Source organism: Lactiplantibacillus sp. YT640, assembly GCF_049745435.1.
GTDB lineage: Bacteria > Bacillota > Bacilli > Lactobacillales > Lactobacillaceae > Lactiplantibacillus > Lactiplantibacillus plantarum.
Genome location: NZ_JBMNVY010000046.1, coordinates 1 through 11,717, shown reverse-complemented (window position 1 = coordinate 11,717; position 11,717 = coordinate 1). Strand labels below are relative to the sequence as shown.

The 11,717-nt window shown below is 43.8% G+C and carries 9 protein-coding genes; 3 read left to right on the top strand and 6 right to left on the bottom strand.

Annotated features, from left to right (window positions below):
• Positions 1-331: 331 nt before the first annotated feature.
• Positions 332-2,221: an FAD-binding protein gene (locus ACOV1R_RS14765; protein ID WP_045352123.1), complete on the bottom strand. Its 1,890-nt coding sequence runs from the start codon at positions 2,219-2,221 to the stop codon at positions 332-334.
• A gap of 186 nt (positions 2,222-2,407) precedes the next feature.
• Between ACOV1R_RS14765 and ACOV1R_RS14760 the strand changes: the two genes are divergently transcribed.
• Positions 2,408-3,334: a LysR family transcriptional regulator gene (locus ACOV1R_RS14760; protein ID WP_021357439.1), complete on the top strand. Its 927-nt coding sequence runs from the start codon at positions 2,408-2,410 to the stop codon at positions 3,332-3,334.
• 70 nt (positions 3,335-3,404) lie between these two features.
• Here the strand turns inward: ACOV1R_RS14760 and ACOV1R_RS14755 are convergent, their stop codons facing one another.
• The 4 genes from ACOV1R_RS14755 to ACOV1R_RS14740 all read right to left on the bottom strand — a co-directional run bounded on the left by ACOV1R_RS14755 (position 3,405) and on the right by ACOV1R_RS14740 (position 5,578).
• A complete protein-coding gene (locus ACOV1R_RS14755) occupies positions 3,405-3,956 on the bottom strand; it encodes a helix-turn-helix domain-containing protein (RefSeq protein ID WP_021357438.1) in 552 nt (183 codons plus the stop codon).
• 99 nt (positions 3,957-4,055) lie between these two features.
• Positions 4,056-4,808 carry a helix-turn-helix domain-containing protein gene (locus ACOV1R_RS14750; RefSeq protein ID WP_021357437.1) on the bottom strand — a complete coding sequence of 251 codons (753 nt, stop codon included), beginning with the start codon at positions 4,806-4,808 and terminating at the stop codon, positions 4,056-4,058.
• Between the two features lie 68 nt (positions 4,809-4,876).
• A complete protein-coding gene (locus ACOV1R_RS14745) occupies positions 4,877-5,371 on the bottom strand; it encodes a kinase (protein ID WP_003644055.1) in 495 nt (164 codons plus the stop codon).
• Between the two features lie 87 nt (positions 5,372-5,458).
• Positions 5,459-5,578, bottom strand: coding sequence for a putative metal homeostasis protein (locus ACOV1R_RS14740; protein WP_003645748.1), 120 nt, complete (start codon positions 5,576-5,578; stop codon positions 5,459-5,461).
• Between the two features lie 208 nt (positions 5,579-5,786).
• On the opposite strand from ACOV1R_RS14740, the gene ACOV1R_RS14735 reads away from it, so the two are divergent.
• Entirely contained in the window at positions 5,787-9,560 is a 3,774-nt protein-coding gene (locus ACOV1R_RS14735) for a MucBP domain-containing protein (protein WP_097558085.1), read from the top strand.
• A 114-nt stretch (positions 9,561-9,674) separates the two neighbouring features.
• Positions 9,675-10,205, top strand: a complete 531-nt coding sequence (locus ACOV1R_RS14730; RefSeq protein WP_053267329.1) for a histidine phosphatase family protein — start codon at positions 9,675-9,677, stop codon at positions 10,203-10,205.
• 871 nt (positions 10,206-11,076) lie between these two features.
• Here the strand turns inward: ACOV1R_RS14730 and ACOV1R_RS14725 are convergent.
• Positions 11,077-11,717 (bottom strand): hypothetical protein (locus ACOV1R_RS14725; protein WP_424744228.1); only part of this gene is annotated, 641 nt, incomplete at its 5' end.

The following is an 11,717-nucleotide window of genomic DNA, read 5'->3' as shown; positions in this document are numbered from 1 at the left end:
GAAAGAATTTCGGAATCATGCCATTCTAAAAACTGCATAGCTATTTTAATTATTTGAACTGTCTACTTGACTCGGAGCAGTCCCGCGTTCGTTAGTCACAGCGGTGTTTTTGAATTTCTAATGATTAGTGATTTTGTAACCGATACTTGCGAATTGCCATAATCAATGACAACGTGTTGAGTACCAATGATAAACTGCTGAGGATCAAACTCGTTTTTGTAATACGCATGAGCGGCCTCCATTGATTGAATTTGTTAATTCTAGTTTACCGGTATTACGCACTAAAAGATACTAAAAGCACTAGGTGATTCGTGGGTTGTGCGATCAGTGGTTAATCATTTGACACGGTCTGTTTGGCCTGGGATAGCGCGTCCTTGACTGCGGCCTTGATGGCACGGCTCGATACAGAAGCGCCGGAAACTGCATCCACATCATAAGTGTTAGCAGCCACCATTTTTGCCGGCAATTCGGCAACTGCCTGACCACCAACTTCACCAGTCTCATGTTGTTCAACTACTTCAACATGAGTTAATTGTTGGTCAACATACGTGATACGAACCACAACTTGCCCACCAATGCCATCATTTGAGCGCCCTAAGTATTGGTGTTCACCAACTGTGATGTCCGGTGATGCTTCAGCTAGCAAATCATTGGCACCAGTCTGATGCACCGAAGCACTAGTATTCGCATCCGGCTTAGCCACTGCTTTTTCATCGACTAATTGTGTCGTTTCTTCCTTAGGTTTAGCTGCATTTTCACCAGCGATTTTTCCAAAAATCAGGCATTCAGCTAAATTACCACCACCTTGATACTGATTTGCACAAATACCGCCCAACTCACCTGCACCATACAAGTGCGGTATAGGTTGCTGATTTGCATCTAAAATTTCTGCCCGGTCATTACGACGTGGTCCCCCTTGGGTATTAAGTACGTTGTTTGTTAACTTAAGCGCATAATATGGCCCACCATCAAATGCCCGCATCGTATCAACCTGCCGATTAAACGCGTAGTCAGTACCAGACTCGACAAAATAATTGAAATCATGAACGGTCTTGGTAAGTACCGTACCATCAACTTCCATAACTCGTGCTAAGTCGTTTAGAGTAGTGGCCTTCACAACTAAATCGGTGAGATTATTAATCGGCGTATATTGACTTGCTAACATCTGTCGATACTGAGTTTCATCAAAAACCAGGTATGGATGGACATTTGTCCGCGGTACTCGCCACATTCCATGATCATAAATGTGACCGTGCCGGTTGGCTTCACTCTCATCAAAATACCGACTACCGTCATCAGCCACCGTAATAACGCTACCATGGTTAACTTCCGGCCAGCCTAAAATCAAGCGACCACGTTCACCTTGTGGTACGGCAATCGAAAGACCATGTAAAAATCCGAGTGATTCATAATTTTGCATGTGCCAAAAGTCCGCGCCAACTTCTTGGGCCATCTTAATACCAGCACCCTTATTAAACAGCGTGCCTAATGGTGCCAAGTGCTCAGCACCAAGGTAGTCCTGGATGGCTTGTTGATTATTTTCAAAACCACCACAAGCTAGGACTACGCCATTGGTAGCTCGAACATTAACTAAACGATGCTGACGTTCGATTTGGACACCGATAATTGTATTCGTAGTGGGATCTTGAATCAGATGTTGTGCCGGAGCACTAAGCCAGACATCAATCTGTTGCTGCCGATCTAACACTTTTTGTCGAAGAATTTTCCACAAAGCTGCATCAAAAATGCCATGATGGACGGTTGTAAAGTCATAGGATTGGACTCCATCAAATTCAGGAAACTCATGAACTGCACTGTCTAATGAAATTGGAGAATCAGCAGCTGTAAAATCATTTTTGACACTCACCGGTTCAACATTGAGATACTTTTGAACATAGTCGCGCATATTCGCCATGCCCGCTACGAAAGTATCAACCATACTATCGTCTAATTGCATGGGTGCCGTTAAGTTTTGATAATATTTTTTACCCTCATCAAAACTATCTACCGTTCCTAAGAGTTGGGCAGAATAACGGGTATTGCCTCCTTCATGACCATTCGGCGCTGCATCCGTGAGCAACACCTTCGCATGTGCATCCGCCGCAAACCGCGCTGCTGTCGCCCCGGCACCACCAAAGCCAATAACTACCGTATCATATTGATAATCCCATTTAACCTGATTCATTTTTTTGAGCATGCTGATCACCCTTTCAGAATCCATTTAACGTATTCTAAAGCACAATTGAAATTGATATTTAAATCACAAATAGAATCATTTTTTAACTACATCTGTATTATATAACCGCTTTCATTTTTATAGAAATAACAATCTGATTATCTATTATTACAAATGAGTAATGGGTTATACTTGATTTTAATAAGATTAAGCATTGAAGGTGGCGATTTTATGGAAAATAAATTGTTAGTATTTTTAGAAGCTATTCAACAGCACAATAGTATGACGAAAGCTGCACAAAGTTTATTCATCAGTCAGCCGTACATTAGCCGCACAATTAAAAGTGCGGAAACTCATTTTGGGACCCCCTTAATCGACCGCGGCCATCATCCACTTGAATTAACTTATGCTGGAGAAAGATTACTGACTTATTTGCAAAGTGACGCTCGTCTCCATCAGCGAATGAACACTGAGCTTAAAGAAATCAGTCAAAATAAGTATCAAAGTATGACGATTGGGATTACACCACCGATGGCTAATGCTTGGTTTAGTCAAACACTACCTGCTTTTTATCAACGTTTTCCGAACATTCGCACTAAAATACTAGAAATCACAACATCAAAAGCAGAAACGTTGCTAGCTAGTCATCAGCTAGACTTTTTTATTGGCAAAACAATTCATCAAACTAACGTCAAAACCATCCCTTTGCAGACAATTTCTTTGTCTTTAGTCATTCCAAAAACAGCCGGAATATATCAGTCCAATCAATTTTGGCGACCGTTCACCCCCACCATTCTTACAAGAATGACTGGTGAGCCTGTCATCCGCGCAGTCGGTGAAGCTCGCTTTCAAGAACTGGTTGACCATTACTTTGCCGATAAAGGCATCCAAACGATTCCACTCATTGAAGTCGATAACTCTCGCTTTGCACTAAGCTTGACACTTCAAGGACTTGGTAGCATTGTTCTAGCCACTGCAATGTTGGCAAAACTAGCCACTGAACCAGCCAAGTACCCTATCAATGCGTTCAAATTACCAACAAGCGAGCTCAGCCTTGATTTTAGTATTGCCTACTTACCAAGTCACGTGCTAGCTAAGCCGATTGCTTATCTAGTCGAACAAGCTTGTCAAACCTTTAATCCTGCGATTGATTTTTAACATAAAACGCAAACTGTCAGCATCTATTAAGCTAGATGCTTGACAGTTTGCGTTTTACTTTCAAAATCCATCAACGATAGTGAATCATGTTCAACCCCATCAACTGTTGCATTAGTTGCTCATTTTCTGGCGATAGTTTGATTTGTTGCTGCCGCAGACATTTGGAGATGTCTAAATTCATTCTGTCGAATACTCCCAGTACTGAACCAGTTCGTTGTTCCAATAGTTCCTGATAATAAGTTGCCAGCAGCTGTCGTAACGGTTGCTCATTCGTGGTATTTAGATTAGCAACTAAATCACTAATTATGCCCACAGCAACACGTGCCCGATCCTGCCCCCCGCTGTACCATTTCACCGTCATATCTGTTCGACTCCTTTTACGCAATAACAACTGCCACCATGGTCGCTGAACAGGTCTTCTGCTCAAACCTAATAACTCATCCGTTGAGACAGCAAATAGTTTGCTCAGTGCTACCAATAACTCTAAATCTGGATAACTTTTTCCTAATTCCCACTTGGAAATAGTTTGCCGTGAGACGTGTAACCGCTCCGCCACCGTCTTCTGGGACCATTCATGCTGTTGTCGTTGCTCTTTTATTTTACTGCCAATCACAATTTTCATCCTACCCGCTCCTCTATTACAATACTAGACTATTGAGTGCACCAATTCATTGCAACACACTTAAGCGCTACCGCAACGGTTGGTTGCAACCGCTCAAGATCAAGTCTCGGTATGAAAATGCTGATACAACGACTTTCCTGAAACTAACAATTCCACAACTTGTTGAGGATCATCAACCGTCACACCTTGTCGTTGCAAATAACTAACAAATTGCGGTAAATAGTCACTGGCCTTCAACGCACATTCTAGCTGATAAGTTTGAGCATTGGTCTTTAAAATCAATCGAAAATAATCCGGATTGAAATCAAATGGTGAAAATCGTTTGCGACACCGATAACTGATGGTAACCCGCTGCAGATCCGTATAGTAGATTAGTAGGCGCTGTGGACAATTGAACACAATTTGGCGAAACTTAGTCAATGTCGATGCAGCATACGTATGCAACTCAATGGTAGCAGGCTGAATCACCCAGTAACTATTGATTCCCACTGGAACGACCACAATCAATCCAACAATATAAAGTGATAAAAAGAGCCACCACGGCTGATAACCAAAACCAGTAAACAATAGACAAACAAATAGCCAAAATAATCCGAGACCCAGAAGTCGACCAAAGCTTAGTCGTCGACCAACAATATATGGCTTTGGAAAGAAAGCACTACCACGCACTAATTCATCCAAGGATAGATTATACAGATCCGACAGTGCCAGTAAATTATCGATTGACGGAATCGCCTTTCCGCGTTCCCACTTAGACACCGCCTGAGTCGTAACAAATAACTTGGACGCTAATTGTGCCTGTGTCAATCCATACTGACAGCGACGCGTTTTCAATAATGCTGCGAGTAACATTGGCTCGCCCCCCTTTATGATTTCAGCTTAATCCTCAACCACGATCAAACCAATCAACTCATGGTTGTTTAGTCACAATCATGTATGGTAGTCATAATTTGTTGAACTTCCGTGGTTAAATCTTGTTGCTCGCCAATTAAGACTTCGTTAGCAACGCCCAACGTATCATGTGGAAGCCACCACCGACGCATGTCTTCCACACCAAAATCACGATGACGCTTTTGATGACGCGCCAAGGTCGTGGCAAAGCTCACTTCAAAATAATAAGTAAGGACGCGTGGAAACGACTGACTAAGCCGCGCCAACATTTTTCCATACCGATCACGTGCTAAGATGCCTTCCACAATGACTACAGGCACACGTCCCAGCCCATAACACGCAATTTGTTCAATCAGACCAATTGAAATATTTCCCGGGTAATCATGACTCATCAGCATGTCGCGACGAACGACATCTTGGGACACTAGCAACGTATGATGGCCCACGCGTCGTTGCAACGCCTGCGCTAGCGTCGTCTTGCCACTCCCAGAATTTCCCCGAATAATCACCAAAGTTGTTTCCATCCACATGTCCTCCGCTCATTCCTGTATCTTAATCATACCGCACAGCTAACAAAAAACGTTAGCCAAATTGGCTAACGTTCGCTGATACTATTTGGCTTTACTGGCGTTACGTCGGGCATCATGTAAAATCTTCAATGCGCGTTTCCGCGATTTTAAGTTGGTCCCCCGTAGACGCCTGCGCGCACTTGCTAAATCTTGTTTTTCCATCATGGGTGCCTCCTGATAAATAGTAATTATTACCATTTAAATTATAATCAATCTTATGCTTACGTCAACTATTATGCAGCCAGCTGACATTGACAGATACAATTAGCTCCCAATAATTAAATTATCATTTATTAGACTAACGGCAATGACAATGTTACCCTTAAATTGTCAACGACATTATATAAGTATATTGAAGGAGTGGGGATCTTTGAAACCAAACAATGTTAATAATCAGAATAAACGTCACCAATCGCGATGGGTAATCACGAGCGCAACCGCCATGATACTGACAACGTTAACGATTGCCAGTCAGGCGGCGGCTGCCGACGATACAGTCACGACCACAACCAACGAACCGACCAACAGTCAGTTGAATACGAATACTCAAGTTAACGCTACTCAGGTCAATTTGAAAGCGGATACTTCTACATCAGTATCCACGATAAAATCCGACCAGTCAGCAGTCGCAGCCACGTCACCCACCACATCAACCGGAAGTCCCTCTGAGCACTCGTCGTCAGTGAACACCAACCCACAACAACAATCAGCAAATCCAGCATCACAATCTCAAGCAACTACCACGTCAGAATCAACACCGACCACAGATATTAAGCACCCAACTCAAACCGCACCAGCTCAAACAGCCTCCGCATCAACTACTGAACCAACTACCGAATCAAACACTGAATCAGCGACTGATAGTCAAGCTAAAGCAACGACAACCGATAATCAAGCTTCCAAGCAACCAAGCCAGCAAGCCGTACCCGCGTCGTCCAACTCCACTACCACCGAGGTGAATACTCAGTCAGCGACTAGCTCAGCGTCAACCGATGATAAAATTGTTACCAATGTAAACCAGGAAAAGCTGGTTTTGAAAACTAACCAACCAGTCGTCCGTGCCATTAGCCGCACCGCGTCAGAAAATATTAACGATTGGATGCCGAACACGTTATTGCAACAAGAGGTACTCAGTCAACTGCGCAAACAGAACCCAGATCGTACCTGGAACTCAGCTGCAGACATCACTAAGGCAGATATGCTACTACTGACCACCTACTATGGCAAGGACACTTATATCGACGGCAAGACTTCCTACTCATTAGAAAGACTGCAATATGCCACTAACCTTACGACAGTCTGGCTCAACAACAACTTGAACGCACCGTCTGGCAGTTACTATAGTGATGTCACTGATATTTCACCATTAGCCAACTTACAAAAACTCCAAGTGGTCAATATTCAGCAAAACCGGATCATGGACATTTCACCGCTCGCAAACTTAAAGAATTTAACGGAGGTCGATGCCGCCTATAACCACATTTCAGATTTTTCGCCACTTAAAGGATTTAAAAATCTGAAAGGCACATTCAGTAACCAATTTATCACCTTACCACCCGCCTATATTAGTGCAGATAATAATATTGCGACGCTGGCGATTGATTGCTATTTGCCAGATGGCTCTAAGGTTCAACTGAAGCCCAATAATGGCGTCGGTGAAACTGTTTTCTACAAAAACGGTCAGCTTTACGTTCGCTGGTACTTTAACGGTGCGGGCGGTGGTAATTACGACAGCAACGGTCATATCTACTACACGAATATGAAGCCCCAGCAACCCGGACTAACAGGTCCGACCTTTAACGGTACCACGGTTATTCCCATGGACGATTATTATTTCATGACCGCCGCTTCTGACGGTAACAACTTTGTCGTTGTCCGCCCGTATGTCTTAGCTGCCACTGCTGCGCCCATCACGGTCAAATACGTCGACGCGCTTACCGGTGAATCCTTAGTCACCACTGACCTCACCTTAAACGGAATCGTCGGTCAGCCTTACACGACTCAGCGCATTGATGACGAGCTACCAAATTATGACTTTACGAACATTGTCGGCAATGCCAGTGGTGTCTTCACGGCGGATGCCCAGACCGTCACTTATTACTATACTCGTAAGGACGCCAGCGACATTACGATTCACATGGTCGATACTAATGGCAACTTAGTCTACGAACCGCAAATTCTACCTGGAAAACACAATCTCGGTAACGCCTACAATTTAGATGCGCCAACCTTTGACCATTTTAAATTACAGCAAACTATCGGCAATGCGGCTGGCGTTTTCACGACTGATCCGCAAAGCATCACGTTTGTCTATGTCCGCTTAGACGCCGGTAACATTACGGTGAAATATCAAGACAAGCAGGGACACCAATTAAAGCCCGATAAGACAGTTTCCGGCTCCCAATCACTCGGCCAAACTTATACGACTGAACCACTAGGCATTGAAAATTACACCCTGATGACAACGCCGGCAAACGCCACGGGCACTTTCACAGACCAGGAACAGACGGTCATTTACGTCTATGTGCGCCGCGATGCTGGCCAGATCGTTGTTAAGTATCAAGATAGTGCTGGTAACCCACTAGCACCCGACAAGCTTTTAGACGGCAAAGAGCAGTTAGGAACAGCCTATCAAACGGCAGCCATTTCAATTCCTAACTTTTACCTAGTCGCCACACCCGCGAACGCCACTGGGACCTTTTCAACCGACACGCAAACTGTTATTTACCAGTATACGCGCTCGAATGCTGGCCATATCACGGTGAAGTATCAGGACGCTAACGGCACGACTTTAGCTCCCGACGACATCCTAACCGGTAACGGTCAGCTAGGTCGCCCCTACCAGACGAACGCCAAGACGATTGAAAACTATCGCTTATTTCAAACGCCAGCGAACGCTACTGGGCAATTCAGCGACCAAGCGCAAACTGTCATCTACGTCTACACTCGCGAGGATGCGGGTGACATCACGGTTCAGTATTTAGATGAAAACGGCCAGCAGTTAGCCGCCGATAACGTATTAAGCGGTCAAGGTCAATTAGGACAGCCCTATGAAACGTCGCCGCTGAACATTAACGGCTATACGGTAAAATCGACACAGGGTAACACGACTGGGACCTATACTGCACAGCCGCAACGCGTCGTTTACATTTACGAACGGACAGCTGGACAGCCGGTCACTGCCAAGTATCAGGACCAAGATGGTAAGTCTATTCATCCTGACGTTGTTCACAGCGGTTATTTGGGTGACAACTACTCGACCGAACAACTCGCTATCGATGGTTATACCTTTAAAACTGTTCAAGGCGATGTCAATGGGACATTTGGGACTACTGCGAAGACTGTGACCTACGTCTACGAACGGACGGCAGGGCTACCCGTCACTGTCAAGTATCTGGATGAGCATGGTAAGTCTATCCATCCTGACGTTGTTCTCAGTGGTTATTTGGGTGACAGCTACTCGACTAAACAGCTGGTTATCGATGGTTACACCTTCAAGGCTGTGCAGGGTGACGTCAGTGGGACGTTCGGAACTACCGCGAAGACTGTGACCTACGTTTACACTGAAAACACCCCCACGATTCCAGATACCCAAGGAACCGTTACGGTGCATTACGTGACCAAGGACGGCATTAAACTAAACGAACCAACCGTGCTGAGCGGCAAGACGGGAACCACTTATCAAACCGTGCCCCTGACGTTCACTGATCATGAACTCGTTGGTCAGCCGGAAAATGCCACGGGTCTCTTCACTGCTGATAACGTGGACGTCACGTACGTCTACCAAGCAACTGACACGGCTGGTACCGACGATATTATTGATCCCGAAGAACCGGAACAACCGACTAAGCCGGTTGAGCCAACCACACCCGAGACGCCTAACGAACCAGGAACGACCGTAACGCAGCCGGATCGTATTAAACCGACTCAACCAGCGGTAGCTGTAAAACCAGCAGCGACCGTGAAACCAGCGCTTAAACCCGCGGCCGCCCAGGCAAGTTTGGTCAAAACAACGAGTCCCGTCACTGAACACTCAGCCCAGTTACCACAAACCGACGAACAGACTGGCAAATTAGCGGTCATCCTAGGACTGTTATTATCCGTCGTCACGTTCGGGTTCTATGGTAAACATCGGCAATCATAGCGTCATTAGGTCTAACGAAAACGACACTTCGAAAAATGAAGTGTCGTTTTTTCTGATCAAAGGTGCCTATAATGAAATTAATCATTATAATTCCAATGAAGGAAGTCCTAATCGATGAAAGTCTATCTCATTCGTCACTCCGAACCAACTTACCAACAGGTCACTACAGCTGGATTAACTGGTTTCGGCCGTGAACTCGGCGGCTTAACCGACCGTGGTATTATGCTGGCACAACAATGCGCCCAGCAGCCGTTATTTGCACAAGTCCAATTAATTCTGTCGTCACCCTACACGCGTGCCTTACAAACGGCACTGGAAATCGTGCGTTTTAATGATATTCCACTAAAGGTCGACCTTGGATTACACGAGTGGCTGCCCGATAACACGGGTAGTCGGACTGATACCGATGAACAAGCGGCCACGGCCTACAAGCTCTATCGCCAACACGCCGGCAAACGCACCACCGCTAGTCCCCTCCCTTACGAATCGGCAGCTGAAATGAAGACCCGAGTTTTGGCAACTTTGAATAAGTATGCCGCATCTTACGATTGCATCGCCTGCGTCACGCACGGCGAGGTCATGCGGCAGTTTGGCGATCAGAAAGACGTGGATTATTGTGGTGTGCGTGTTATTGCGGTTGATTGACAATTCATAAGCAGTTGTCAAGCAATGGTCGCCTATAATGAACTATCAACCACTGTCAATCTAATAATAATCAGGCTTAAAAACTACGAAACAAGTGCCGACATTCGCCACCACGCCATACAGTCTTTGGTAAGTACTAGTATATCGCCTATATCACTCATAATGAAGTCATATGTCAATTTAATGGCTGAACACAACTTAAATACTGTGAAGTAGAAACGATTAACCATTTGACATGTTTACCCTGGCCTCACAATATATCATTGCTTTTAACAAAAACAACAGCTCAATTCGTAAATGAATTGAGCTGTTGCGTACTGTTCATAAATCTATTTAGAAAAATTTCCTTATCAGCTTGACAGGGCTGCCGCTCATAACTTGAAAGAAAGCTTAATTCAGACCTTCATTAAAAGGACATTATTAAATCCAGATACAAGGTATATTTTTCCAAGTTTGAAAATATGACCAGAAAAAGGTAGACTGACCAAATTTTCGAATTCACTAATTATAGCTCACTAAAAATTATCAATCAATAACTTATTAGTTTAAAACACGACGTGCAAAAGCTGGCATATAGTACTTAATAGCCGTTTCGCGTACTCCTTCTTCTGGGGTATAGCATGAATCATCATTCTATTCCTTCATATTACTATTACAACTAAGTTTGTGAAGACTGCGCCTAGATTTTACTTGGTATTCTTTTTCCTTTTGAGAAAATTCCATGTAAAATCAACTATATTTAGGACGATTACTATAAATTCAACAGTCCATACTGAATACCAATTAACATTGTAATCTGGAAATATCAGCTGAAGGAGTCCTGCAAATAATGGGATTCCTATGATGATAGTCCACATTGCTTTGTTGATTCTCATTGCCACCCCCACCCTTCTAATGCAGTGTAAACGTAGGTGTGGACTCTAAACCACATACCACCCTTTATTGAGTTAGCTGATAATACACCAACGATTGCTGAGGCAGCTATTGCAATGTATATGTTTTTAAATTTACCGGCTAAATAGCCAGCAGCACCTATTGAACCATTTTTAATGTTGTTAAGCGTACTCTTCTTTATTTTGATCAAAATATAATTCCAGTGTACTGAAACACTATTGACACCTTGATGATATCGACTTCTAGTTAGAGCCTCCACATTTTGGTAATTATCTTGATTATCTGGATCAATTAAAACGGTATTATTGCTATGATTGACTTCTACGATTTTTTTTGCGTTTTCAGCTGAATAAGTTTCATCTAGCATTTTGTTAGTTTGGGAAATCTGTGTGTTAATTTTTTCTATTTCCGAATTTGTAAAAAGATTTTCAGCCGTTTTATCTAAAACGAAAAACTTTCCTTTGAGAGTGACATATTTATTAGCTTTAGAAAACAAATCTGTTACACTTTCTTCTTGTGTAACTGCAAGAGAGATAGTGTCAGCTTTGACATTTGATAGTGTTAGAAAAGACGAGATCAAGAGTAACGTGGCAGCAAAAATCGCAAAACTTTTTTTTT

Coding starts and splice junctions, on each gene's coding strand:
- ACOV1R_RS14765 (WP_045352123.1), bottom strand. CDS start 2,221: ATGGATTCTGAAAGGGTGATCAGCATGCTCAAAAAAATGAATCAGGTT.
- ACOV1R_RS14760 (WP_021357439.1), top strand. CDS start 2,408: ATGGAAAATAAATTGTTAGTATTTTTAGAAGCTATTCAACAGCACAAT.
- ACOV1R_RS14755 (WP_021357438.1), bottom strand. CDS start 3,956: ATGAAAATTGTGATTGGCAGTAAAATAAAAGAGCAACGACAACAGCAT.
- ACOV1R_RS14750 (WP_021357437.1), bottom strand. CDS start 4,808: ATGTTACTCGCAGCATTATTGAAAACGCGTCGCTGTCAGTATGGATTG.
- ACOV1R_RS14745 (WP_003644055.1), bottom strand. CDS start 5,371: ATGGAAACAACTTTGGTGATTATTCGGGGAAATTCTGGGAGTGGCAAG.
- ACOV1R_RS14740 (WP_003645748.1), bottom strand. CDS start 5,578: ATGGAAAAACAAGATTTAGCAAGTGCGCGCAGGCGTCTACGGGGGACC.
- ACOV1R_RS14730 (WP_053267329.1), top strand. CDS start 9,675: ATGAAAGTCTATCTCATTCGTCACTCCGAACCAACTTACCAACAGGTC.